Here is a 25,487-nt window from a genome sequence, read left to right on the forward strand (position 1 = left end):
CACACTCAAGTGTTAAACTCGCGTTGCAACCATTTCTCTAAGGTAGGAATTAATTCAATAAAGTTCTGGATTTCTTTAAGCGTTATAAGAACCTGCTCTTCTCCTCGCTGTTGTCCATGAGCATCCTTACATTCCATATACAAAGATCTTTTCAAGTTATACTCCAGCCAATCTAGCTTCCCTATCAATCCATTATACAGCACAGCACGCCAGTCTATCTCAGTTGAAACTGGGTGCTTTTTGTATCCTCTCATGAATGCTGTGAATTTCTCGGGTATCATTCTACCATTTGCATCTACAGACCAATAGAGTAACGTCTCCGTCATATCCTGCCATTGATTTATGTAACCTGCCGCTTCCCAATCAATTATTACAGGTATATTATGATTCCACATTATATTTTTTGGATCCAAATCTCGATGACTTATAACCCGATCCTTTGCACTTAACATCTTAAATGCAGCCGTTGCTAGAGCGTTCCACTCAAGAAGTAGATCCAAATTCTCTTCTAACATGTTGGCCCAAACTGCGCCAGTGGCCTTTCCTTTATCTGAATAGTAGCTCCAGTTAATAATGGAAACATCGGCAGAAGCAGGATCAACAATACCTATAACCGTAAAATCAACAGCATGAATCCTTGCCAGAAGATCCCCTACTATCTCACAATGACTCGGACGAATTTGAGCCAGGCTCAAACTTTTACCTTCAATCCAATTAAATACGAGCCAAAAGTTGGATCCAATTTGATGTACAGACTCGTCATCGACTGATATCACTGGCAATGCAGGTATTTCCTTAGCGGCAACCATCATAGCAATACGTTCAGAGTTTTTGTAATTCTGAAGTGCTGTAGGCCTCCGCATAATTTCAGGATTTAACATTTTTATAGCATACGTTCCACGGTCAGCCGCGACAGAATACATCTGATGCAGCAAACCGCCTGTAACCTGTCGTGGTTTCCCCTCAACTTTACCTAGTCGTAGACTATTGCATAGCTCCTGGATTTGAGAAAATATTTGTGCATCAATCATCGTCAAAAATTCTCCTGAGTTATATTAAAGTTTTGCAATACTTCGATCTGCTTTGGAGGAAACACTTTGCCTCTATGTAGATATTTTTCAAGAAACAATTGAACTTGAGTCAAGTGTTTGTTCATATCCTTTGTACAGATTAGACCTTGGCTAACCGCATCTGCATATTCTTCCAGGTCAATCAATCTGTAAGTCGGTCCATTGCCTTCAATAACTATATCTATGTATAAATCAGTTAACACGATCTCAGCGTCATTATTCATTTTGATATCAACTAAATCAACATACCATTCGTTTGTCCATCCCCAAGGTTCGTGAATTATTTTGACACCTTCATGGATAAGAATATAATGGCGAATGACTTTATTGGATAGTTCATCAAAGCGATCAAAGAATGCAACCTCGCTTGTTCCGTATCCTTGAAACTCACCTAATCGTGAAGTGACAGTGAGTGGTTTCAATATTGCCCCTCCTTATAATTTAGTGTAATCCAACTTGCTCATTATGTACTGTGTTATTTCTTCTGCATTGAGTGTTTCTGAATCAATATGTTCTGCGAACTCACTGGCTTTAAGGGCACTCAAGCATTTATCTGTCTGCTGAAACTGCCATCCGCCTACAGTATCTCCTCGAATCGTTAGCCTCTCATGTATCGATGCTTTAGAGGCCATTAGCGTGAAATGATATACTTTATCCAGCTTTTCAAACTCTTGTCTAATGTAATTGTAATTTTGCGGCTTGTATAACGTCATAGGAACAATGAGGTTTCTATCATACTTTAACTTGACCTGCTTCGTGACCTCCACCACGAGCACTCTCCACAAGTCCAAATCTTGAAAATCTCCGCTTCGCTCATGCTCCTGTCTCATAGAATCGGGTATTAACTCCCTCAGCAGATATCCAGACAACTCCGGATCGACAATCATGCTGTTAGGAATAAGCCTTGCTAAATTCTCTGCTTGTGTCGTCTTTCCTGCCCCGAATGCCCCATTGATCATGACGATCATTGCTTTTTCCTCCTGTTGATTATTTCAAAATTTAAGAGCTTATGATTTAGCTCTATTGTTAACGCTATTAATATCATCCCTTAAAATGGCATACATTTTTTGATCCACGAACTCCCCCTTTATTTTCAGCTGACCTCGTAATATCCCTTCCATTTTCATACCCAGCTTTTCCATCGCCCGTGCTGATCCAGCATTATTATCGCTGCACCTGCCCTCAATACGATTAAAACCGAGATGCGAAAAACCATATTCGATAATCAGACGCGTTGCTCCTGTAATTATGCCTTGATTCCAATATGGACGCGAAAGGGCAAACCCAATTTCGGTTCTCTCGTGAGTCAGGTCCCACTGTATAAATCCTGTTCTGCCGATCAGTTTATTCGCGTTCTTATCGATAACGCCCCAGTGATACGCTTCTTGAACATCATATTTGTATATTAATCTCTCTATAAATATCTTGGAGTCTGTAAAGGATCGATGCGTATCCCACAAGGTAAAAGTAGTCACAGCTGGATCAGAAGCCAGCTCATAGTATGCATCCACATCCGCCAGTGTTATTTTTCTTAATAACAATGTGCTCGTTTCAAACTCCGGTTCAGTCATAAATAGCTGATCTATGTTCAAGTTTGGTTCCCTCCGCTTCCCCGATCTGCAAAGATATTAACCTTCATATCATTCAATACTTCGATCGCCTCTTCTACAGGCAGCTTGGGTAATCGAAATTCCTCTTCGATTACTTGCCTTATCTGTTGCAAGGAACTTAAGAAATGAACTTCGATTTCTCCACTGCTATATTGAATACTAAATTTATTGTTCACTATAGAGACGCATCTCTTCTGATCCGTTTGATACAATTGACACCTGAATATGGATATGAATGGGGCAGCAGACATGTACGATTTTTTTATGACTTTACGAAAATCATTAATCGTTACTGCTTGGTTTGCATTAAAATGCCATGTCTTCCCATTTTGCTTCCCGTTCGTATAACGAATATATTTGAATTCATTATTATTCAGGTCCACCGGTAATAAGCATACTTCATCCTTACCAAAATGTGCTCCATTATCGTGTTTAGACTCAAAACGCACCGGTTTGAAAAAGGGAGCAGCAGCCCCGACATCCACATAATAGCGATGTTCATCAAGATCCACGATAATGCCGATGTGCTCTTTTCCAAGCATGATATGGTAACAGCTGAATCCTAACTCTCTTAATAAGGTTAACAAGCTGCTATTTAATGTATAGCATGTACCTCCGAAGTTATAGTCCGTATGATTAGTAGTAAACTGCTTTATGTTTGGAATTTCGCTATTCATACTCTTATTTTGATGCAGGGCGAGCAATTTGCTTATATTTTCAAAAGGAAACGTGTTCAAATGCACCTGACAAATCATTTCTAAAAACTTGTAGGACGGTTTCTGTAACGGAACATTAAGTATGGATAAATAATTGTTTACCTGATCACTTAATTTTAATTTTTCCATAAGCCTGCCCCCTTTAGATGAGCTATCGATCCGCTGAAATCTATTAAGTTGCCAGCCAGCTGCTTACAGATCACATACAGATTCTAGGGGAGTTGCTACTGGCTTTCAGAGTCATAACAAGTACTTTCAGCAATATGTATAATGCCACTAATGGTTTCAGCAATTTGATCAGAACGAGTTATATGATACAAATAATTAGCTTCACCTTCCAAAGGTGCTGCCACATCGGGATTCCTTTCCTCTGCTTGCTGTCTATTTAGCACCTCTGTAAAAGATGCTGCACTTCTGAATATGGCTGTATTCCGCTGACTATGAGCAACTCTCTCCTCAAGAACATGAGCTGGGAGATCTAAATGAACAATAACACTGATAAATCCCTCTTGATGAAACCTTGTCAGCAAACTTAATCGACTCTTATAGCTTCGATTCGAATTACATAGAATGAGATGATCGTCTGTCCGTTGAACCGCATAATCTACAATGGTTTGAGTGACTGCGAATTTGATATGGTTAGGGCCTTGCTTAGGCAATAAGCTTCTATAATATGTATTGATAAATGCTGCATGATTATCTTGGTCGATAACGAGGGATGGATGGAGCTGCTGCTCCAAAGCTGAGGCAAACGTCGTTTTTCCACTATGCGTCTTACCAACGGTGATAATGACTAACCTGTTCACTTGCATGCCTCCTTCCTAATTTTCCGAACATCTTTCGGCCCGAATTCCCGCATTTGTCAGCTACAAATATTTCTTAAATCCTCTACTCACTGACCCATTATAGCCGCAACGCTCAAAAAAGACATGGGCACGCTCCCTCTTTGAGCTGCTTAGAAGCATCAACTTGTGGCAATGAATCGTTCTACAGTACTCTTCTGCATAGTGCAACAGCTGTTGTCCTATTTTTCGACTGCGATGATTCTCATGAACAACGATATTTTCAATTAATCCGTAGGTCTTGAACCGTGTAATGCTTGCAAGCAAATATTTAAAGTTAAAGTCCCTACTATAGCCCCTTTTTCCTCATAAACAAGTAAAAAGTTCATAGGATCTTGTCTAATTCTATCAATTTGCTCTTCAACAACATTCATTTTCCTGCTGTTTGGAACAAGCATTCTATATAGCTCATACAGTTGATCCCTATCCTCTCGTCTAGCTTCAAGTATCATACTGAATCAACCCTTCATATTGTTATATGTGATTCGGCTCATCAAGGCCAGAAGTATCATATCCATTTTATTACAGAACAGCTTTACATTTAAAGCTCTAATATGGTCTAGTATTCTATGTCATAATTAGCGCATGAGTGATAGATTACAAACAATCAAAAGAACGACTTAGCATCGCTAAATCGCTCTTGTAGTAGCTATGGTGTTGTTATTCTGATCCGTCCTGATCATCAGACAGTAATTCCGCCCATTCCAGCAGCTGATCAAGTTCGGTTTGAGCGCCCTGCTGATCGGCCATTAGACTGTATCTGAGACCTTCCTCATCCCAGCTGATGATATTGATCTCTTTCATATAATCCCCTTTTTGACCTCTTACCGTGACCTTCTCTCCAAATCCGCCATCCTGAACATCATCTCCAGGAGATTTGAAAATAGACAGACTAAGCGGCGTCTTGCCTTGTACCAAGTAATTGATTGTGACTTCATTTCGATTCAGCTCTCCGCTTGCTTCATACATTTCTACGGATATTTGGTCAAAGCCTTCTGATGGCAATTGCAAGAAAGATTGACCTAGAGCCTCCTCTGCCTCTTCCACCGTTACCGGTTGCGGTCCCATATCGTCTAAGGCGATGATTTCGGCGTCCTCTGGAATATTCAGCTGAAATGTTTCTGGTGTAAATTCCGGTGACTTGTCCAGCAGAGTATAAGCGAATTCTGTCGTGATATCACCTGAGGTGACCTTGGATTTCACAACCATCCAATCTTTTGCATTCACCCAGTATTCCTGTGAACCGATCAAGGTGTTTTCATCCTTTTCTAATGGCGTCGCCTTAATATGATACACATCATTTTCGAGCCACTTCTCTTTGCCTACGGTTTCAATGGCATGTGTGCTCCGCATACGTTCGAGCTGGCCAAGCATTTTATCCTTTGGAGAGCTCTGCATCGCTTCGTTCTCAATAGATTTCATGGTGTAGGCTGTATTTTGGGCTTCCTCATACACGATAACTTGCTGTCCATCATTGACCGAGATGCTCTTGCCCGTATCCGGTGTAACGATCTCATTGCGGTTGTTGCCATTCTCTGCGTTATACCACTCTTTGATGGACATGCTCTCTGTTTCCTGTTCCCCATCAAAAAGACTCATCTCTCCTTCGGCATAATAAGACACGGGCTTATTGCTTTCTTGGATCGCTTTTTCCACCATTTCTTCACCCGTATATGCTAGTGCTTCTCCAGACTGACAGCCTGTTAAAAGCATCCCTGTAAGTAATACGGTTCCGAGTATCCCCATCGTTCCCATCGTCTGTTTCCCTTTACGTGTGTTCACCGTCGAATTCTTGATATATCTCATCAATCTCTCATCTCCTTATTGTTAAGAGGCAACCCGCATACAACCAGTGTTCCATACGGCTCCTCTGACAAAAGTTTGATCGTTCCTTGGTGCTGTTCAATAACTTTCTTCGCAATTGTTAAACCGAGACCAAAACTGCCTGAACCCGCTTGATTTCTGGAGCTCTCTCTTTGATAGAACGGCTCAAACAGCCTGTCCTGAATTTCAAAGGGGATCGACTCACCTTCGTTCTGAATAAGCAGCCATATGTTCTTAACTCGATCATCTAATAGTTGTTCAACTCTAGTTCTAAATGGCGGATTTATCCATTCCGGTACGCTGGAATCAGACGATAACGCTGCAAGATATAGCTTGCTTCCTGGCGGTGAATACTTGATCGCATTCGCGATCAGGTTATCCATCATCCGCAGGATCAGCTGAGGATCGAGTTCAACATTTCCACTCACTGAAATGGATGTTTCCAAATCGATGTTTTTTGTCGATGCCAATGGTTCATAACCGGCAAACAGCATTTCCATGAACTCCTCACTATCGACGAGAGCACGCTCTTTATTCAGTATTTTGGATTCAAGCGATGCATACAGGTTCAGATCATCCAGCATATGTCTCATGCGATCCACCTGACCCATCATGAACGCAAGATACTCCTGTCGTTCTTCTCTTGTTAGTCCATTCGTATCGAGCTCCTCGGCATATGCGCGAATGGAGGTGAGCGGTGTTTTTAGATCATGGGATAGAGCGGCAGTCATGAACGCTTTCTCTTCTTGCTGCTGTGAAAGCTTCTTACGAGAGGCTTCGATAGTTAGTCTCATGTCCTCAAAGTGGGTCATAAGCTCTCTCATCTCCCCGCCGCCTCGGTACATAGATGGAGGCACAGGTTCATTAGCAGCAAAGGAGCTCATCTGCTTCGTGAGTATACGCATGGGAAGAATCAGCTTGCGCCGGGTGAGGAGCAGAACAATAATAAATAAAACGGCTATAAATATGCCGAGGATTCCTGCGACCCATACCGTACGGCTTCGTATATCCTCTCTCCACTCCTGTCGAGCTAATGTAATCTGGTAGATTCCAGCCAGGCTGCCGTTCTCAAACACCGGTTTTTTCAATACATAGCTGCGGGGATTGATCTGCATTTCATACAAATTGCTATACAATCTTTCACTTGCTTGCACAAACCCTGTATATTCACCGTCTTCCATTGAAGAATAGATCGGCACACCATAGGGGTTAAACAGTTCAATCTTTAATGCGTCATTCGTGAGCAAATCAAGCTCTTGTTCATCCCATACCGTTCTCAAGCGAAAAAGCGCCGGGTTCTGCAAATAGGACTCCGCTGTGGATATCTCCGATGAAGCAGCCATATAATCAGTAAAAGAACGCTGCTCATCCAATTTACCAATCAGCTGAAACAGGACGATTCCAGCTGCGAGGGGAAGCAGCATAAGAATTAGAAAGGCAATCAGTAGCCATGTTCTCAGCTTCATTGGGGCTCACCGATAAAGCGATATCCGCTGCCCCATACGGTCTGAATATATTTGGGATTTCGGATATTATCCTTCAGCTTCATTCTCAGGCCTTTAATATGCACGGTTACCGTATTTCCGCCGTCTATCGCCTCCTGCTGCCATACATGTTCATACAGCTCACTTTTGCTGAATTGCCGTCCAGGATGCGAAGCGAGCAGCATGAGCAGCAACCATTCCTTGCTCGTGAGAGCGATAGGCTCATTTTCATACATAGCCTGTTTCAGCACGGGATCAATGGTTAGACCGCCATAATAGGTTAGAATATGTGATTTCTCCTCGGCACCCTTTTGATATTTACGGAATTTTCGCAAGTGAACATCCACTCGCAAAGAGAGTTCAGTCAAGCTGAAGGGCTTCGTAATATAATCGTCTGCACCGAGGCCAAATGCCCGGACTTTGCTCTCATCTTCGCTCCTCGCACTCATAATCAGAAGAGGAACCTCGCTCTTGAGCCGAATATTTTTGCATAGGGTAAATCCGTCCATTTCAGGCAGCATCAGATCCACCAGGACCAGATCATATTCCCCGCTGCAAAAGTCCTCCCAGCATTCCAGACCTGTGGTTGCCCAGGATACTGCATAATTCTCCCGCCGCAAATGATCTCTCACAATCCTTCCAATCCCGGGATCATCCTCTACCAGCAGCAGATTGCCTTTAGTTTCAAGATATCCATCGTTGTTTGTCTTCTCCATGCTGTATCCTCCCCTTGACATTCATTCTAAGTTGTCTGCCTTCAGACTTTGAAAAGTTAATAAATTCTTTATAAATTGAATCAATTCGTGTAAAAAAGTAAAAGGAGAGATAGATGCTATCCCTCCTTTCTTTATTCATATATTTTGTTTACCTAATAGCATATCGGGTTTGCTTCAATTAAAAATGAATTCAACTCTTGTACCGTCCGGGTATTCTTCTAACTGGTTACCAACCCAACTGCCCGCTCCCCGATTGTCAGACGGATCTATGTATTCAATGCTGGCTCCATCCCCGCCTTCCACACACATGGCCATGGGCCACTCATCACGATCATAGCCACTCTTCGTCGGGATCCCTTTTAATGACTCTTGTCTGTTCTCATCTGCCCCGCTGCGATCGATTGTACATGTATTAGACAACCCTTCTTCTATTGCGGCTTGGATATGCTCTGCTGTCTCGGGATATTTGTTTACAGGAAAGACTAACTGAACAATATCTTCTTCATTGGAAGCTGAATGTGGTAATGAATCTTCTCCAAGGTACTGTAATGCGCCTGCTAAAATAACCAGCCCGATGATGACTGAAATCGCTGATTGAATAAACTTCTTCAAAGCTCTGCTTCCCCCTAAGTATAATCTGGATGCAATTGTCTTGTTGGATGAGGAGTGTCATAAGCAATTCACTCTTTTTCCATATCCATATGACTGTTTCATCATATATCAAAAAAGTAATTCTTTCCATCTCTCGATGCTAACTGTGTTATATGTCCCTTTAAAATGGCATGTATAAACAACCCTTCATTAAATTGATCACCACGGATGTAGCTGGTCATTAATTTTCCAAGGGCTTCCAAGTCTAATTTCATGATATGGTCTTGAATATCGTGTTCCACATTTCTATAGATCTCATGTTCACTAATCCACGTTCTTTGCTCGTTATTACGGCATCATAAGGCATTGATCATATTCAACTCGCTTTGTTGGGATGTAGTCCCACACATTACTTCAGTACAATGGTTTTACAATCCAAAACTATTACTTAACACTATTATTATAGCTCGATCAATTCATTTATTTTCGTTGAGAAGCTGCCCCAATCCCCAGAGTACCCTATATGCATACCCCATCCGACTGACCTAAGATTGTTTCTGAGTTCTACAAGTTCATTCATTTCACTGTTCGTTAATTCTGTATTCGGATATCCGGAATAAGTCGGAAACCGTGAAAAATAACGAGACAAGTTCCATAAATCTTCTTCTTGCTCTTTGGAGATCAAGGCCATTTCCTTTCCCGTGTCCATCAACGTATTAATTTCCTCATTTATATCCTCTATCTTTTCAATCACGGTGTCGGCTTCTGTCCAATCATTCTCTATTTGATAACCGATGGTACCCTCTAACTGAATCAATTCGTACTGAAGATTGAAAGACATGCCGGAATAGACATCCTCCAAATGATCAGCCCTTGAATAAACATAGGCAATTAAACCTAGATTTAGTAAAACAGAAATGACGATAACAAGGTTTTTGATTTTCATGTTTATCCTTTCTTTTTCCGTATTACTAAATTTCAAATGAGCTCTTTATGCAAATGTATCGTTATCAAATTCTCTTTTCCAGAATTCATCAATTTAATATCGAACGGTTCGAACCCTTGCTTGGTATAAAAGGCTAACCCTCTCGAGTTGGTGCTGTGATATGCTTTATCGTATCCTATTATATCCCTGATGAATAGCGATACCAGCCACCCTAAAGTTAAATTTGAAGTTGTTTTGTTCAAATGAGATCCTATGTAACCTCTTTTCTTTTATGTATATCTAACGATTTGTGACTAGACAATGGAAAGTGTATAATCATTTTTTAATCTGACTTAAAATCTCTCTCATCGTTTCTTCCGGTTCTCGATTTTCCGTATATACGATTTGCTTGGCTAGCTTGTAATTCGATTCATGGCATACAAAATGGCGGTTAAAATCCAAACCCGAACGTTCGTACAAAATTTGTGCAGACTTCTCTCGATCCTGCGAAGGAATTAACAATAATACATAAGGTTCTTTTAGCAATACTTTCTCGACTTTCTCAAATAACACGGGATCTTCATAAACGGAATGACCTGCCTCCTCTATTGACTAATACGAAATTCGTGCAGCTATACTGCAAAATTCATGACGACCAACCTTAGATATTTCTTATCTAAAGCTGGTGTCATGATCTTTATTTATTTTGACTTTAATATTTGATCATTAACAAAGGCCTTTAAGAAGAACAGCTCGTCACCCTGAGGGCTCCTATGATTATTTTGCTCAAAACACTCTATAGCTTTATCCAATGATGTGGATTTGACAGCTTTATTGCACAACATTAGTTCATTCCAAAAACTGTTCATCTCTTCAAGATCACAAATGGATTCATGACCAAGTAGAAAATGATTCGCGTCGTATTTTTGAATATCCTCCATCATGGGTAGCAAATGTGATGCTTTGTAATGAAATATGGAATCCGTAGTCGTCCCATATACACAATCACCGAGAAAAATTACTTTTTCATCTGGGATATAAACGATTGTGGAATCATCCGTGTGAGTACTCCTGATTCGTTCCAATACACAAACCTTATTTCCCAAATCAATATGGAGAGACTGTTCAAACACCAAATCTGGAGTGCCTAATTTAAATTGTTCTCTTTCCGGTATTTCTAATTGAATAATCTCCATACAATGCGATGTCATATTATTAGATTCTACATACTCTCGAAGAGAGCGATCATCGTATGAGTACCTTCGCCAAACCTCCATTTTTTGATGGGTTAAGCTATTCACAATAATCGACGCATTAAATTCATTCATGCCTAAGAAATGATCCCAGTGGGCATGAGTGATCACCAAGTATTTAATAGGTGGTACATTTAAACGTTCGATTTCCTTCAAAAATTCTCTAGCATGTAAAGCAGAATTCCCACCATCGATAACTAGGCTGTATTTTTCTCCACAAACTAACCTCAATGTTGGTCTTTCTTTATCATTTTGATTAGATAGGTAATAGATCGATTCGTTCAATTTATTTAGCATGTCAATTCTCCTCTTCGGATTGATTTCAGATTAAATAAGAGAAAATCTGCATGCTAAATACTCACATCTAGATTTTCTCATCTTATTTGTTTACCAATGGAAACACCTCACTTTTCATATTCAAATTCCGCTAATTTGTCGCTTGATTTTGTATTACAATCCCTTGGACTTCGCACCAATTCCGTAAGACCCATCAACCAAATATCTCTGGTGGCTACAAATATAGGTACGGCTCTGATCTCAGTACTCGACGGGGGCTTGATCTTTTGGTAGGAATGTATAAATAATGTCCAATTCTTGTTCTCGAAAGCATCCTTGTCTTTAAACATCACTTTATTCCAAAGATAAACCGAAACGTCATACGATCTGTATCCATATCCGCAGCAATCGAAGTCGAACTGTGTTAGCGTATTCTCATGAAAATGTACATTTCCTCCGTGGAGATCGCCATGACATATCCCCCATTCAATATCATTTGATATTTCTTCAATACGACTTCGAAGTTCTACTATTAACGCTTCCAAATAATTGAAGTCCTCAGGTCTATGCGATAGAAACGGACGAATATTCTGCAACGGTTCATTCAATAGATGATTCAGATCGATCTCAAATCTGGCATGTTCACTTCTAAAATGATCCATCACGAGATGCATTCGAGCAACCTCTTCACCGAATATTTCACTTTTATCCTCTTCTTCAGAATACTCACCGTCAGCGTATGTAAATAACACCATGTGACGTAAGCCTTCGGGCGCCTGCAGGTCATAAAGATAATCACTATCTTTTGTTGGTACCGGGGAAGAAACAGAAATCCCCTTAAATTTCAAATCATTCAGAAGCTCCAGCTCAAACAAAATATCTGCTTTGGTACGCCAATGCGCTTTATAAATCCGTAGAACATATTGTATTGAGGAAGTTTTCACGACATATGTATCATTTAATCCATTTACAAGAAAACGGCACTCCTTCACTTCTCCAATCGAATACAACTCACTCACCAGCTCTAAGTAACGAACTTGAGGATATAACTGAGTGGTTATAAGTTACTTTCATCATATCTCTTATGTTCCTCCGTCTCATCGATACATTATGTATTACTCTCTGATTCGAAAGAATCATATCATACATTTACTGGTAATGTTTGATTATAACCAAACTTTTGTTCCTAGCTAATCAATTTCATATCCCATAAAATCCAATTAATATTTTGATTTTCTTTTTATCCTTCCCCACAAACTTTATTCCTTCCTTTGAATCAATAACCAGAACGTTCTTCTATACCCAAATTCGAATATACACCGATTTTAGCTTGAATGGTCGTACAAAGCCTTTAATTTCACTTTCCGATGCATCCTCGTGTTCAAATTCTGTTCTAATGAATCATCGATTCCCGAACCCAATTTCCGTATATTTCTTCAAAGTAACAAGCCTCCAAATTCAAAAAATACGATTATCTCTTATAGTTTTATTACAGGTGCCTTATAGTACTTCTAAGAAGGGATATATTATATTAACTTTAGTATCTATACTAGTAAAAATTGTCTTTTATCAATTATTAATATATGATACGATCCTTTAGTTGTTAATGAAGGAGGATATTTATGAACGGGTCCGTGGAGATAAGGAGTTTAAACTGACATGAGTAAGAAAAAAAATTATACAATCATTATTGTTGTCCTCATAATTCTTGTTCTACTATCGATTATACTTTTGAACGGATATAATAAGGCTAAAAGTGAGGCTAACGCATACTATACTAGTTTTATATCAAGTCTCCAATCTCTAAATCAGTCCTTAGCTCTTATTGAGGATAGTAAAGAACTGGATGAAACTCCTGTACTGATGGTTGATGTTATTGCTTATATTAATTTGGTAAACGATCGATTAGATCTTTTTGTACAAAAAAACACGAATAACTCTCTTGAACTAGCTGAGCTAGATAATGAATTTCATATACTAAAACATGAATATATAGGTATGGTACGAAATCAAGTTTCAAAGCCAAACGAATCAAACGTCCAAACGAATATTGAGTTAAGAAAACAAGTCCGGTTATTGATGGATGAATTACCAGATGAGCTCAACAATACTAGAGATTTTGCTCAGGAATTTAATAGAGTGGCCAAAAAGTTCAGACCTTTCATTTATTAAGAGATAAATATGACTACCCTCCAATTGAAATTAGAATTCAAACGATTGGAGGGTATTTTATGAGAGTCCTTCTACTTAACCATTAATAATTACGAGATCATCGCTTCATTCCATGCCTCATAAAATTCCTTTAGAGAGCTATATCTGTCTTGTCTGTCCTTGCTAGTTGCTGTCCGCGCAACATTATACAGTGCTTCACTTGCATCCCATTTCTCCAGGGATCGATCGAGCTCTCCACCTAATAACACAAATGCCGTTGCTCCCATGGTATACACATTGGTTCGACTATCAATCTCTGCACCTAATTCAAATTCTTCAGGAGACATAAATCTAGATGATCCCCATAGCCTTCCCATCCGATTGTAGAATGGTTTTCTTTGATAATAATCAATATCACAAATTTTAATCTCATCGTTCGCGAAATTATATAGCAGACTTCCATCATAAAAATCAATGGCTGTATAGCCCTTTTCCTCTACAAGAACATGAAAGTCAAATATTCGATCTAAGGACAGCAGTCTTTTCTCGATGGATAAATGCTTAAACTTATAGAATGGAGAGCCAGGATCTATATATTTGGCTGGAGGAGGATATGACCAATGAGAGTGAAGACATTCACCATCAAACCAATTGAATATGGCAGCATAGCCTGAATCTACTTCAAAGTGATCAATAAGCTCCACCAGTACCGGATGGCTTAGCTCTTTATACAACGAAATGGCATCCGCCAATGCAGCGACTGCATCTTGAGGATCTCCATCATATTCCATTGTTCTGACTCCGGCAAACTTCACAAACTTCTTCTGTCCCGCCTGCTCGATGCCGAAGCTAATATTACCTGAATCCTGCTGATCAAACACCGCAAACACCGTTCCTAGCTGAGTCAACCAACTGAAATCAACTTGTTCCTTGAGGTAAAAGGAAACCTGATCTATTTGATAGGCAATAGGACTGTTCATTCTACTCCTCCTGCTCGTGATTACTATTTATCTTCAAGCTTGTTTCCAAATGGATCAATGACGCAGCATTTCTTCACTGTCCGAAGGAGTGCTTTCTAACCTTAACTAACAACTTCTTTCTATTAAGCTAAATTTGTCAAATCCCTAATTGGAGGATACATTTCTCTTCATCATACGCTTGATTTATCATTCTTATCAGCTTATTCAGGTCCGTGATCAAGTCCTCTTTTACAAACCTTAATCTGTCATATTCTCCATATTCATCATTGCTATCCAACGTATAGCTTCCTTTGAGCTCGATCATCTCAGGAGCAAATACAAACAAGTCAACCCAAGCCTGAATTATTCCTCTGAACGTTATTAGATCCTGTTTATCAATAATTGTTACTCCGATTCGTGCTTGGATTCCAGCAAGACACCCAATTCAGCGAATCATTCAGATATAAGATGAACTCATCATCAAAAGAAACATGATCATCATCAGACAACCCCTCCCTATGTAGGTTTCCTTAGGAATCCCAGCTAAAGTTTAAATAGAAAGGAATTAAAGCATCTATATTAATACTCTCTATAACGAACTCATGCTTTGGCACGTGTCTAATAGCACCTCTTCTCACACATACAATTCTTCTACTCTATTAATTTTAGGTGCGTATTAAGCACCGGAGATCTCTCTTCAAATCTTCAAATACAGGCCTTTGCACTGAGCTTATATCCTCTATCAAAATTTCATCTATGAACTTAAATTCAAGAGTTATCGATTCTTGGTGGACATCGTTATAAATAAGCGTATTATTGTCCTCGGCAATCCTGCCTTCCAAGTCCGCTTCCGCATTAAAAATAAACATCACAAAAACGACTTCATTTCCATCCGGATACCTATACTTCATGCGTGCGCCGCTATAAACGGAATAAAGCTCATGCTGTTTCACCAGAAGGCCAGTCTCTTCAAAAACCTCTCTGATCATCGTCTCTTCAATAGACTCACCAGCCTCCATTCCGCCGCCAGGGAGGCCCCAATTTCCATAATCCGATCTTTTCTGCATCAATATCCGGCCGAGCTTGTCTCTTATAATGGCTCCACCTGTTACGATAATTTCCATCTTCGCTAATCCCTCTCGCATTTCAATTTTGCCCTTATGCTAAACCATGATTTTATTATTCAGAATATAGTTATTATAATAATGTATCGGGCTTGAGACATCACCGGTTAGATTACTTGTAAACACGTGCAGCCAACTGCCTCTGCTGATTAACGAATATGTATTGCCCTCCCATGCCCATAGCATAGAATGTCCGATCCTCGTCATTTAAGGTATTCATGTCTTTTAATATCCACCAATGATAGCCATATGACGTTTCTTGTGCCTCCTGATTTCTTGTTGATTTATCAATCCATTCGGCAGGAATCAGCTGTTTCGATTTCCATTCCCCGTTATGTAAATATAGCAGCCCAAATTTCAGCATATCTTCCGTCTTCATTGTCATGCTGAATCCACCGATCGCAATCCCTTGCGCATCCTGATACCAATTAAAATCTTCAATACCTAAAGGTACAAACAAGTTCTTTTTCGCATAATCGACGGTATTCATTTGTGTGGCCTTCTGTAATATAGCGCTTAACAGATGTGAATTACCACAGCTATATTTCATGTGCTTTCCAGGCTCCGATTCGACAGGCTGTTCAAGTACAAATTCGACCCAATTCTTTGATGGGATCATCGCTTCATTACCTGGCCATTTCAAGCCAGAGGACATCGTTAGTAGGTGTTTAATGGTTATGTTCTTCTTAGAGTCATCTATGTCTTCAAAATAATGAGCAATTGAAACATCCTCGTTCTCAATATAGCCCTGCTCCATCGCAATACCACACAATGCGGACGTTATACTTTTGGTAACCGAATTTATCTTGAAGGGTTTCTCTTTTGCTTTCCGGTTTCTGTAATATTCAAATATAACAGACTCGCCTTCATATACAACACAGCTAACAATCTTATCTTTCTGAACTGCTCTTTCAAGTTCCACCAAATTTCTCAATAGAACAACTCCTTTTAGTTCAGTCTATCAACTTAGCAAATCACTAAATTATACCAATAAAACATAAATATTGTAAGTCAAGAACTGGGCAACATCATAAATCACACCTCTAGCAAGTAAAAAAGCACACCTAGGATAGACGTTGTAATCTATCTTTCGGCATGCTTTATGAATTTATCGTTTCTCAACCAACCACTCTTCTTTTTTATCCGATCTGCTCCATTCGAGCTGGAAGCTCCTGCCGTAATTGCAGCAGTTCTTCCCTTACCTTCACAACCTCTCCAATAACGATGAGAGCTGGATTCTCAATACGCTCTACCTTGGCAATCTCCTCAAGCTGCTCCAAGGTTGTTACCATTACGCGCTCCTGCGACGTGTTACCTCTCTCAATGATGGCAACCGGTGTATCTGTTTTTTTTCCACAAATAATCAGCTCCGAGCGAATAGCAGAGATATGACTCACTCCCATATATATAACAAGTGTGTCTACTTGCTTGGCTAGCTGACCTATTCTTTGCTGACCAAGATCCACTTCCTTCCGGCTTGCCGTTATGCAAGCGAACGAAGTCGCTAGCCCTCGGTGCGTCAGAGGAATCAATGCTGAGCTGCCGGCTCCGATCGCAGAAGTGACTCCAGGAATGACTTCATAAGCAATTCCACGTTTGGCCAGTGCGAGAGCTTCTTCCCCGCCACGTCCGAAGACAAAGGGGTCTCCACCTTTTAATCGAACAACATAGCTCCCTGCCGATGCATAATCAATAAGCTTCTGCTGTATCTTCTGCTGTGTCATCGCATGAACGCCCGGTGCCTTCCCGCAATAGATTCTTCTTGCCTCAGGCCTCGCATATCCAAGAATCTCTTCGTTAACTAGACGATCGTACATGATAATATCCGCCTTCTCAATGCACCGAAGCGCCTTTAACGTGAGCAGCTCGGGGTCACCAGGTCCTGCGCCAACAATGCTTACATGTCCGCTGCTCTTCTTCATAGCGTTACATAAACGGCGCCGCTCGCCGGATCGACCTCAAGTGCATAGGCATTGACCTTGCCCTCATCCGGTGCTTGAACCTCTCCACTGCAGAGATGTACCTTCCAGTCATGAAGCGGGCAGTGCACATTACTGCCGCATACCATACCTTCCGAGAGCTTCCCTCCCTTATGAGGGCATCGGTTTTCGAGCGCCTTGATGGTACCGTCACTCAGCTTGAATAGGGCAACCTCCGTATTCTCAATCATCACGACTCTTGTACCGAGGACATCAATATCGGATTCGTATGCTACCAAAAATTTCTGGCTCATGGCTAATGTCTCCCCCTATTACCCCTAATCGTGTGACAGCTGATAACGATTCAGCGGCTCAAAATTCTTCCGAAGCTCTTTGTTCTCTGCAATCTCTTTCCACGGATCGACCGTGTTGGCTAATGTTTCATTAATTCGGGATACGAGCTCGGCTCTAAACTGTGCATCAGCCAATGCTTCCTTGATTGAATCGAGGCCAACTTTTTCGACCCAATCCGAAGTCCTTACTCCCCAGCTTGCTTGTTCTCTATAATATTGAAGGAATGCGCCAGACCATTCCACGACCTCATCCTCTGTCTTCACTGTACATAACAGCTCCCCGGCTCTAACCTTAATCCCGCCGTTACCCCCGACGTAAATCTCCCATGCTCCATCCAACGCAACAACACCAACGTCTTTAATTACAGATTCAGCACAGTTACGGGGGCAACCCGATACCGCCATCTTCACTTTGTGTGGAGCATTTAATCGTTCAAATGTCTTTTCAAGCCGGATTCCCATTCCTATAGAGTCCTTGGTTCCAAATCGACAGAAGGTTGAACCCACGCAGGTCTTGACCGTCCGAAGTGTTTTACCATAAGCATGACCTGAGGGCATATCGAGATCCTCCCACATACTAGGCAGATCTTCCTTCTTCACACCAAGCAGATCCAGTCGCTGTCCGCCTGTGAATTTCACCATAGGCACATCATATTTCTCCGCAACCTCAGCAATTCGTTTCAGCTCTCCTGGAGAAGTAACACCGCCGTATATCCGTGGTACCACTGAGAACGTGCCATCCTTCTGAATATTCGCATGATAACGCTCGTTCGTGAAACGGGACTCCTTCTGATCTACATATTCGGATGGCCATAGCATGCCAAGATAATAGTTCAGTGCGGGTCTGCATTTCGTACAGCCTTCCGGTTCATTCCAGCCCATGACGTTCATGACTTCCTTCACATTTTTCAGGCCCATTTCCTTAATGCCTGCAATAATCTCCTCACGATCAAGTGTTGTACAGGAACAAATCCCTTCCTTCATTCCTGTCTTCGCTGCATCCCCGGCATAAGCGGTAATCAGTTGTTCGACTATCGGTTTACAGCCGCCGCAAGAAGCGGATGCTTTGGTACAGCCTTTGACTTCAGCAACACTATGACACCCCTGACTAACGGCATCTACAATTGTCTGCTTCGTTACGCCGTTACATCCGCAGACGATTTCGTCCATAGGCACATCGAGTATCCTGGCCCCTGAAGATGCGCTGTCCAGCTTCATACCCAGGAGCAGCTCTTTCTCACGTCCCGCAATCGACTCTCCGTTTCGGATCAGTGAGAACAAGGAAGCTCCTTCATTCGTATCCCCGAACAATACCGCTCCCACCAGCCGATCACCGCGCAGCACAATTTTTTTGTAGACACCATCAATATCGTCTTGATAACGCAAGGAGCGGGTGTCGTCTGCATCGAGATAATCACCTGCTGAGAATACATTTACACCGGATACCTTCAGCTTCGTTGAAGTCACTGAACCGTGATACCCTTGATGCTCCACATTTGCCAAATGCTTAGCCAGGACACTTCCTTGCTCATAGAGCGGCGCAACTAAACCGTACGTTATTCCATTGTGCTCCGCACATTCGCCCACAGCATAAACATTCGGGATACTCGTTTCCATACTATCGTTAACGATGATCCCGCGTTTTACAGCAAGTCCCGCACTTTTGGCAAGTGTCACATTAGGAAGAATGCCGACAGCCATGACAACCAGGTCAGCCGCAAGCTTCTCTCCATCCCGGAATTTAAGTCCACTTACGCGCCTCCGTCCGATTAGCTCTGCCGTTTGCTTATTCAGCAAGAACTTCATGCCTTGACCTTCTAGCTCCATGCGCAGCATCGTTGAAGCTGGAATATCGAGCTGTCGGTTCATTAGATACTCACTGTTATGAATCACCGTAACGTCCATACCCAGATTCAGGAGACCACGTGCAGCTTCAAGACCAAGCAGCCCTCCCCCAATGACTGCGGCCTTCTTATAATTAGCCGAAGCTTCAAACATCGTTTCGCAGTCCTTCACATCCCGGAAGCCGATAACTCCTTCCTTATCTGCCCCAGGCAGTGGAAGAATGAAGGCTTTAGATCCTGTAGCAAAAATAAGCTGATCATATGACGCCTCTGCTCCTGATGCGGAAGTTACTGTCTTTTTCATCGTATTCACTTCAATTACAGGATCGCCTGTATATAGGCGGATATGATGTTCCTCATACCAAGACCATTCATTAATAATAATGTCATCTACAGAGGTTCCACCTGCAAGTACTGAAGATAACATGATTCTATTGTAATTCGGATAAGGTTCCTCCCCGAAGACTGTAATCTCATATTTCTCCGGCGCAAGCTTGAGCAGATGCTCAATGGTTCGAATACCTGCCATCCCGTTTCCGATAAGTACTAATTTGCTGCGTTCAGACATATTGTACCTCTCCCTTCCGAAATCCCTCTCTTTATGAACAAAAAATGAATAAAAAAAGCCTGCCGCGCTGTATCAGTGAACACAGTTGTTCCCTGAATTTAAGCGAGGTCAGGCTTCGTTGCCATTCCTAGACGAATACGCCATTGTATTCGAAGACGTTTATAAATTTGATGTTATTACTATAATTTGTTTTTTATTTTATGTCAATATACTTTACGCAATGATCCATATTACATTAATATATACGAATATCAAACCGAATCGACGTAAGGTTATCTCACAATTTTCATGATACAGTGCGATTTTTCACAAAATAAGAATTGCTTTTTGGAAACAAACAAGAGAAAATAAACAAAATGATGAAACGGAACCAGTTCATGGTATTACGATTTTTCAACATATAAGGGGGTGCCTAGGCTTCCATGCGTTCTTTATTACTTGTAGAAACCCATGTCCAAGATGCCCGCCTGTCAGAAGAGCATACTCGTCCCGAATCCCTGCTGGAGTCAAGTGGCTATCTTGTTCTCGCTGCGGGTAATGAAGCCGACATCCATACTCATATATCCAGAGCAGAAGCAGCCGTATTGCACCTGCCTGTATACGAGATTGAGTCGTGGAGTGAGAAGCTCATTCAAATTAAACCACTGCCTCTCTTGTGGTGGTGTAGCTCCGATGCCGCTAGTGCTTCCATTACTTCCTGTGAAGTCGAGGCGCCGATCGATGGAATATTGACTCCTACCATGAAGGAGCATGAGCTCGATTGGACGCTGCATTTTAGCGAGAAGCGCTTTTTCGAAAGACAAGAATGGGCAAGTGAACGCAAACAACTGCTCGCTAGGATCGAAGATCGTAAATGGATTGACATGGCAAAAGGAATCCTCAGTGATATTAATCGGATAAGTGAATCTGAAGCTTATGACCTGCTCCGCAAAAAGGCGATGAATGAACGTAAACGGATCGTTGACGTCGCTATCTCCATCGTAAAAGCTCATCAAATGCTTAAAGCTTAAGCTTCGTAAGGAGGTAACCCTATGAATATGAACCATTTTCTTAAAGAAGTGGGTAGAGGTAAAAGAGGCTCTCGTGATCTAACTTATGAGGAAGCTGCGGAATGTGCAGAGTTAATCTTGTCACAAATAGCAACTCCGGTTCAGATCGGTGCATTTCTTGCATCTGCAAGACTCAAAATGGAAAGTACGGATGAAATAAAAGCATTCGTTGACATCTGTCGTAAATATGCAAACCGCTCCTACTCCCATGAAGGCATTGATTTTGCCGGACCTTATGATGGACGTAGCAATTCTTATTACGCTTCACTAGCCGCGGCGTTTGTCGTTGCAGCTGCCGGTGTAAAAGTAACGCTGCATGGCTCTGAGCCGCTTCCTCCCAAATGGGGAGTAACCTATCCGGTATTGTTCAGAGCTCTCGGTATCAACACGGAAGCTGCTGATGACGATAACTGCCACCTTGCAGCAGAAGCCAGCGGCGTACGCTTCATACAGGCAGAACGGTATAGCGGTAAGCTGAGTGGGCTCCGTCAGCTCCGTGAGGAGATGGGACTGCGCACGATATTCAATACCGCGGAGAAACTGATCGATTACAGCCACTCCCCTTATCTCGTGTTTGGCATCTTCCATAATACCGTCTTTGAGAAAACTGCCAAAGTGCTGACAGATCTGAACTACCGTCGTGCAATGATCATTCAGGGCTCGGAAGGCTCCGAAGACCTGCATATCCATAGACCCACAAGGACTTACCTGGTCGAAAATGGTCAGACCACATTGCAAGTACTGGATCCCGAAATGTACGATATTGATTCTTATGTTCCTGATATCCAATGGACGGCAGCCAAGCAGGCTGAAGTCACCCTTGAAGTTCTGCAGGGCAAAGGGATGATGCCGTTTATGAATCAAGTCATCTTCAATGCAGCTGTCCGGTTATATGTCGCAGAGCATGCACCTTCGATCGAGGAAGGTATATATATCAGTAAATCACTGCTCGAGAATGGGGCAGCCTGGAATACGTATCAATTGTTCCGTGAGCATATCATCCCGAACCCGGAGCCAGCGAGTGTCGTGACGGAGTTGAATTAACATCGGCGTGTTAACACTACTTATCTATGTTTAGAATAATCCTAACTCAATGATAGAGGATCAAGACGAACAAGGAACAAGCCCTCTCTCCAGACGCACTGGAGAAAGGGCTTGTTTTATTCCATGCAGGTTTCTATTTATCATCATAATGGACTCAGATTAATGCTTCTATAAAGTACATAACATTTAATGAGATCAATCGTTAAGAGCACTTACACTAAGCTTTGACCAAGGCAAGGCTTCTCCATGGCGATGAGCTATGGATACCACTTTGTGCTCACCAGGAAGCAGATCAAAGTAGTTGTCACTGAATTTGACATTCCCCAGAGGCAGATCTAGCTTTACGAATCGAGCCAAATGATCCACAGCAGTAATTGTTACCGTGCTAATAATCTCATCCACCTGAACGCGAAGCTGCGCCTCTTCCAAACGAAGATCCTTCGGATCTCTTAAATAGTAACGGTTAGCAGGAGCTTGTATCTCTCTGGATGACAGCTCTACCATTACCTCTTCCGGACCGAATCCCTGCAGGATTTCCGCTTCATCAAGCTCAGCATACATTGTCGACGAGATCGGATCGGCCTGCGCCTCATAAGTACCTGAGTATACAACCTCTCCATCAAAAGTATACACCTTCAGGTCGATAACACCATTCACCGAATGAGGTGTATCATTAACAAGCCATAAACGAAGCGGTTCACCGGGTTCATATTCTACAGACAATAGCAGAGGGTGAAAGAATCGTTTACCGTAGTAGTACGAGGCTTTCGGAAGCAGCTCATAATCAATCATCGCCCAGCTCGTACCCGGCCAGCTATCATTTAACTGCCAGACAAGCGCACCACTGTTGCGGTCGTTATTTCGTCTAAAGTGTTCGATCCCATATTTCAGCCCTTCGGCCTGTGTGAGCATAGAGAAATTCATATACTCTTCAATATTGGACGGAATGCCTGTATAGCCTTCCATCAGCAATATCCCCTTCTGATGATTGGTGTCCTTGTTCCGGTAAGCCATTTCCTGGCTCCCCCAATAGAACTGGCCTGCAGGTATATTTTTCTCAAGTGTATACCGATTGGCTGAGGCATGCATACCAAATTCACTGCTGAACAGCGCATCATCATGCTTATAATTTTTGAAGGTTACACCTTGAATGCTGTAATCCAGCACCGGCTCTTCCCCTTGCTTTCTTGGATAGACTGAGCCGTGCCATACCTGCCAGTTATGCCGATCTCCTGTGGCGGGATCATTCGCATCCTGCTCTTCCTCAGCACCATAAGGTGACGAAGGCCAATAGGGGCGTGCCGGGTCAAGCTCCTCAAGCACTTCAGGAATGAGCTCATGATAGATGCTCGCCCCGTAGAAAGGACTCCTGATATCACCACTTGACGTCTTCATGTCATACAGCCAATCAATCTCATTATTCCCACACCACAATGCTAGAGATGGATGATTACGCAGCCGCAGAACATTATCAACCACTTCACGTCTCACATTATCCATAATATCCCGGTTAAAATCAGGGAACAGTGCATTGGCAAAAGCGAAATCCTGCCATACCAGTATTCCCCTGCGGTCACACGCCTCATAGAAAACGTCCTTCTCGTAAATGCCGCCTGCCCATACACGCAGCATATTCATCTGCCCCTCTGCCGCGAGATCAATCAGATCACGGTACTTCTGATCCGGAATCGATCCGATCAGATGATCGGCTGGAATCCAGTTGCCCCCCTTGGCGTAGACTTTGACTCCATTTAATATAAATGCAAACGAATTTCTCCCCTTCGAGTCCTTCAGGGCAAGCTCAAGAGTTCGAATACCCAAGGATTCTTCGTAAGCATCAAGCAAGTCATCTCCCTCAAACAGCTTAACCTCAAGCCTGTACAAATACGGCTCTCCCAAATCATGAGTCCACCACAGCTTCGGTGAAGAAATATCGAGCTTGAAGTCTACACCCGCTTGTTCGACTGGCTGCTAAGCTGCAGCAGCAATTCTGCCATCATGCTCTACTATATTTATAGAAAGGCGATAATTCGCCGGTTTGACATATCTTTTAATTGCTGCTGTCACATGAACTACTGCCTTTGTTTCCGATAGAACTGCGGTCACAGACGCGATATGTTCAATTTTGGCGTGACGGTATTGCTTCACACGGACTTTACCCCATACACCGACAGTAACCATTCGGGGGCCCCAGTCCCAGCCAAAATTCATTGCTGCCTTCCGAATCCATGGACGTTCTTTGGTATAGGAAGACCAATCAAACAATTCCTTGTCCTTGTTATGCAGTGACAGCGGATCAAACTTAATAGCTATTGAATTCCAGCCTTTACGGGCAATTCGAGTAATGTCAAAATGATGCGACATCAGCATATTGTCCGTCTTGCCGATCTCATGTCCATTCACATAGATGGTCGCGAAAGTGTCTAACCCTTCAAAATGCAGCTCGGTCTTCTCTCCTGCCTCACTGACTTGATCCAATGTGAACGTTGTTCGGTACCACCATTCTTTTTGCTCAATCCACCGGCTCTTGATGTCATTATGACCGTAATACGGCGGATCGATGATTCCCCGTTCCACTAGAGCCGTATGAACATCTCCCGGTACGCTGGCTCCGATCCAGAATCGATCATCAAATCCCGGGGCAGCAAGCTCAAGCGGATTCTTCTCCCCTACGTCAAAATGCATCAGCTTCCATATACCTGACAGTTCCATCCCCAGTATGCCACTCCTTCTAACTCCTTGTATGTACGTGATCAGTCTGCTAAATCTGTTGTTTCATTCATCTCTATCTGTTAGTGTACAATGGCATCCTATATAATGGAAGCGTTATCAGTGAAAATGGTCGTGAACGACTACAACCATACACTCAAAAAAAAGCACCCCTTGATTCAAGTGCCCATGTCAATACCACACTAAAAATTATGAACATTATTAATTTTACTATTTATGAACTACGTTTTTGTCGAAACGATGGTTGGTTGTCCAAACACCGGCTTATACGATAGGATTGGATTCATGCTGCAGGCAGCGCCTTACAACCTGAATTTTGATTTCATAAGGAATCGGGCTTCTTTTGGACATAACAAACACTCCCATCATGGTAGAAGTAGAGTTTTGTTTTTTCTACTGTCTACTATGATGGGAGCATATCAGATCGAATACTGTTCTC

Annotated in this window: 23 protein-coding genes and 1 pseudogene; 3 read left to right on the forward strand and 21 right to left on the reverse strand. The window is 42.1% G+C overall.

Features of this window, described 5'->3' with window-relative positions; genetic code table 11:
• Positions 1-5 precede the first annotated feature (5 nt).
• The 14 genes from BM415_RS09350 to BM415_RS09425 form a co-directional block, all read right to left on the reverse strand.
• On the reverse strand, positions 6-1,031 hold the full coding sequence (locus tag BM415_RS09350; protein ID WP_091157142.1) for a phosphotransferase: 1,026 nt from the start codon (positions 1,029-1,031) through the stop codon (positions 6-8).
• Positions 1,032-1,033: 2 nt separating this feature from the next.
• Positions 1,034-1,492 (reverse strand): DUF402 domain-containing protein, encoded by a 459-nt coding sequence (locus tag BM415_RS09355; RefSeq protein ID WP_091157144.1) that lies wholly within the window; start codon positions 1,490-1,492, stop codon positions 1,034-1,036.
• 12 nt (positions 1,493-1,504) lie between these two features.
• Positions 1,505-2,038 (reverse strand): AAA family ATPase, encoded by a 534-nt coding sequence (locus BM415_RS09360; RefSeq protein WP_091157147.1) that lies wholly within the window; start codon positions 2,036-2,038, stop codon positions 1,505-1,507.
• A gap of 39 nt (positions 2,039-2,077) precedes the next feature.
• Positions 2,078-2,662, reverse strand: a complete 585-nt coding sequence (locus BM415_RS09365) for a GNAT family N-acetyltransferase (protein ID WP_211753656.1) — start codon at positions 2,660-2,662, stop codon at positions 2,078-2,080.
• A complete protein-coding gene (locus BM415_RS09370) occupies positions 2,659-3,525 on the reverse strand; it encodes an arylamine N-acetyltransferase (protein WP_091157149.1) in 867 nt (288 codons plus the stop codon). The genes BM415_RS09365 and BM415_RS09370 overlap by 4 nt, the downstream gene beginning before the upstream one ends.
• A gap of 95 nt (positions 3,526-3,620) precedes the next feature.
• Positions 3,621-4,208: an AAA family ATPase gene (locus BM415_RS09375; RefSeq protein WP_348272312.1), complete on the reverse strand. Its 588-nt coding sequence runs from the start codon at positions 4,206-4,208 to the stop codon at positions 3,621-3,623.
• 257 nt (positions 4,209-4,465) lie between these two features.
• On the reverse strand, positions 4,466-4,690 hold the full coding sequence (locus BM415_RS25045) for a hypothetical protein (RefSeq protein WP_170862414.1): 225 nt from the start codon (positions 4,688-4,690) through the stop codon (positions 4,466-4,468).
• A gap of 208 nt (positions 4,691-4,898) precedes the next feature.
• A complete protein-coding gene (locus BM415_RS09385; protein WP_091157154.1) occupies positions 4,899-6,044 on the reverse strand; it encodes a LolA family protein in 1,146 nt (381 codons plus the stop codon).
• Entirely contained in the window at positions 6,044-7,528 is a 1,485-nt protein-coding gene (locus BM415_RS09390) for a sensor histidine kinase (protein WP_091157156.1), read from the reverse strand. The genes BM415_RS09385 and BM415_RS09390 overlap by 1 nt, the downstream gene beginning before the upstream one ends.
• Entirely contained in the window at positions 7,525-8,262 is a 738-nt protein-coding gene (locus tag BM415_RS09395) for a response regulator transcription factor (protein ID WP_091157157.1), read from the reverse strand. Before BM415_RS09395 ends, BM415_RS09390 begins: the two co-directional genes overlap by 4 nt.
• Before the next feature lie 174 nt (positions 8,263-8,436).
• Positions 8,437-8,838: a NucA/NucB deoxyribonuclease domain-containing protein gene (locus BM415_RS09400; RefSeq protein ID WP_280142869.1), complete on the reverse strand. Its 402-nt coding sequence runs from the start codon at positions 8,836-8,838 to the stop codon at positions 8,437-8,439.
• Positions 8,839-9,313: 475 nt separating this feature from the next.
• Entirely contained in the window at positions 9,314-9,799 is a 486-nt protein-coding gene (locus tag BM415_RS09410; protein WP_091157160.1) for a hypothetical protein, read from the reverse strand.
• Positions 9,800-10,479: 680 nt separating this feature from the next.
• Positions 10,480-11,328: an MBL fold metallo-hydrolase gene (locus BM415_RS09420; protein ID WP_091157163.1), complete on the reverse strand. Its 849-nt coding sequence runs from the start codon at positions 11,326-11,328 to the stop codon at positions 10,480-10,482.
• Between the two features lie 107 nt (positions 11,329-11,435).
• Positions 11,436-12,317 carry a phosphotransferase gene (locus BM415_RS09425; RefSeq protein WP_170862416.1) on the reverse strand — a complete coding sequence of 294 codons (882 nt, stop codon included), beginning with the start codon at positions 12,315-12,317 and terminating at the stop codon, positions 11,436-11,438.
• Positions 12,318-12,966: 649 nt separating this feature from the next.
• On the opposite strand from BM415_RS09425, the gene BM415_RS09435 reads away from it, so the two are divergent.
• Complete coding sequence (locus BM415_RS09435) at positions 12,967-13,479, forward strand: hypothetical protein (RefSeq protein WP_091157166.1); 513 nt, start codon at positions 12,967-12,969, stop codon at positions 13,477-13,479.
• An 89-nt stretch (positions 13,480-13,568) separates the two neighbouring features.
• Here BM415_RS09435 and BM415_RS09440 read toward each other — a convergent pair whose 3' ends face one another.
• From BM415_RS09440 to nirB, 6 genes are all read right to left on the reverse strand, one after another.
• On the reverse strand, positions 13,569-14,438 hold the full coding sequence (locus tag BM415_RS09440; protein WP_091157167.1) for a serine/threonine-protein kinase: 870 nt from the start codon (positions 14,436-14,438) through the stop codon (positions 13,569-13,571).
• 644 nt (positions 14,439-15,082) lie between these two features.
• Positions 15,083-15,541: an NUDIX domain-containing protein gene (locus BM415_RS09450; protein ID WP_091157171.1), complete on the reverse strand. Its 459-nt coding sequence runs from the start codon at positions 15,539-15,541 to the stop codon at positions 15,083-15,085.
• A gap of 112 nt (positions 15,542-15,653) precedes the next feature.
• Complete coding sequence (locus BM415_RS09455) at positions 15,654-16,475, reverse strand: serine hydrolase domain-containing protein (protein WP_244533197.1); 822 nt, start codon at positions 16,473-16,475, stop codon at positions 15,654-15,656.
• A 205-nt stretch (positions 16,476-16,680) separates the two neighbouring features.
• Positions 16,681-17,463: a uroporphyrinogen-III C-methyltransferase gene (cobA, locus tag BM415_RS09460; RefSeq protein ID WP_091157173.1), complete on the reverse strand. Its 783-nt coding sequence runs from the start codon at positions 17,461-17,463 to the stop codon at positions 16,681-16,683.
• The gene (locus tag BM415_RS09465; RefSeq protein WP_091157175.1) at positions 17,460-17,774 is read right to left on the reverse strand and encodes a Rieske 2Fe-2S domain-containing protein; all 315 of its coding nucleotides are present in this window, start codon (positions 17,772-17,774) and stop codon (positions 17,460-17,462) included. The genes cobA and BM415_RS09465 overlap by 4 nt, the downstream gene beginning before the upstream one ends.
• Before the next feature lie 24 nt (positions 17,775-17,798).
• A complete protein-coding gene (nirB, locus tag BM415_RS09470) occupies positions 17,799-20,225 on the reverse strand; it encodes a nitrite reductase large subunit NirB (RefSeq protein ID WP_091157178.1) in 2,427 nt (808 codons plus the stop codon).
• A 422-nt stretch (positions 20,226-20,647) separates the two neighbouring features.
• Between nirB and BM415_RS09475 the strand changes: the two genes are divergently transcribed.
• Both BM415_RS09475 and BM415_RS09480 read left to right on the forward strand, forming a co-directional pair.
• A complete protein-coding gene (locus BM415_RS09475; RefSeq protein ID WP_091157179.1) occupies positions 20,648-21,235 on the forward strand; it encodes an ANTAR domain-containing response regulator in 588 nt (195 codons plus the stop codon).
• A 21-nt stretch (positions 21,236-21,256) separates the two neighbouring features.
• Positions 21,257-22,318, forward strand: coding sequence for an anthranilate phosphoribosyltransferase (locus tag BM415_RS09480; protein ID WP_091157182.1), 1,062 nt, complete (start codon positions 21,257-21,259; stop codon positions 22,316-22,318).
• A 195-nt stretch (positions 22,319-22,513) separates the two neighbouring features.
• Here the strand turns inward: BM415_RS09480 and BM415_RS09485 are convergent.
• A pseudogene (locus BM415_RS09485) lies at positions 22,514-25,030 on the reverse strand (glycoside hydrolase family 2 protein).
• Positions 25,031-25,487 lie beyond the last annotated feature (457 nt).

The organism is Paenibacillus sp. 453mf (assembly GCF_900116105.1).
Classification (GTDB): Bacteria; Bacillota; Bacilli; order Paenibacillales; family Paenibacillaceae; genus Paenibacillus; species Paenibacillus provencensis.